This is a genomic window from Acidovorax sp. GW835-FHT14B10, assembly GCF_058793725.1.
Map to the genome: position 1 here is coordinate 1 of NZ_JBXAGC010000082.1, position 902 is coordinate 902.

The following is a 902-nucleotide window of genomic DNA, read 5'->3' on the forward strand; positions in this document are numbered from 1 at the left end:
AACCACCTTGCTGCGGCCATCATCGCTCTGCGCAAGATTGAGCTACCAGTCAATGTTATTTACGGATAAATACTTAAGCTTGCCGCCGCGAGTCGCAGCGTTGCGGGTCAGCTCTCGCGAGACGGTGGAGGGGCTTCGCCCCAAACGGCGAGCTATCTCCCGTACCCCGACGTCTTGAGCTCGCAAAAGAGCTATCTCCTCTCGCTCCGCGAAGGACAGATACCTCGCGGACACAGGCTTGGACATGAACAATGGCATGCCACCACGATGCCGGAACCAGCGAGCACCTACTGCCTGCGATACGCCAACCGCCTCGGCCGCCTTCTCACTCGTGATTCCGGTTGCGATCTGCTCCCAGAATAGTCTCTCGATCTCCCGTCGATGCGATGGCGCACCCGGCGAGCGCATTGCGCCTCGTCCAGTCAACCTCTGCATCCAGCCCGCGGGTCGGCCCATAAACACCTCCATAGTTGAAGGTGTTGCGACGACCGGTTGAATCCACCCAGTATTGCAGCGGTGAGTTCCAGGACGCGTTGAAAGACTGGGGCATACGTTCATCGATGAGCAGAAAGGGCAACTGCTGGGACACTCAATCTACGATGGCTCCGAGCGCTGCGTCTGGGGGCGACTGAAAAACGCCAGTGTGCATGGCCACAAATTCGCCACCAGAGAGCAGGCCAAACAGGCTGTGATGGACTGGATGGCTTTCTACAATCACGGCAGGCTGCATTCGTCTCTGGGCTATCTCAGTCCGGTGCAGTTCGAGCAACGCTGGTACGAGGCACAGCGTAAAAAAGCCGCGTAAACGTGGGCTAAGAGCTACACGGTGCGTATTTCGGCGAATGTGACCGATCATTTCGGCGCATCGTGGCCGGTGGGCTGAAGAGTGATTTCAGCGCTGT

The 902-nt window shown here is 58.1% G+C and carries 2 pseudogenes; one reads left to right on the plus strand and one right to left on the minus strand.

Annotated features, from left to right (window positions below):
• Positions 1 to 69: 69 nt before the first annotated feature.
• Positions 70 to 435 (minus strand): annotated as a pseudogene (locus tag AC1Q5S_RS22300) (helix-turn-helix domain-containing protein); the annotation flags it as partial.
• A 65-nt stretch (positions 436 to 500) separates the two neighbouring features.
• On the opposite strand from AC1Q5S_RS22300, the pseudogene AC1Q5S_RS22305 reads away from it, so the two are divergent.
• Positions 501 to 805: pseudogene (locus AC1Q5S_RS22305) on the plus strand (IS3 family transposase); the annotation flags it as partial.
• Between the last annotated feature and the right edge of the window lie 97 nt (positions 806 to 902).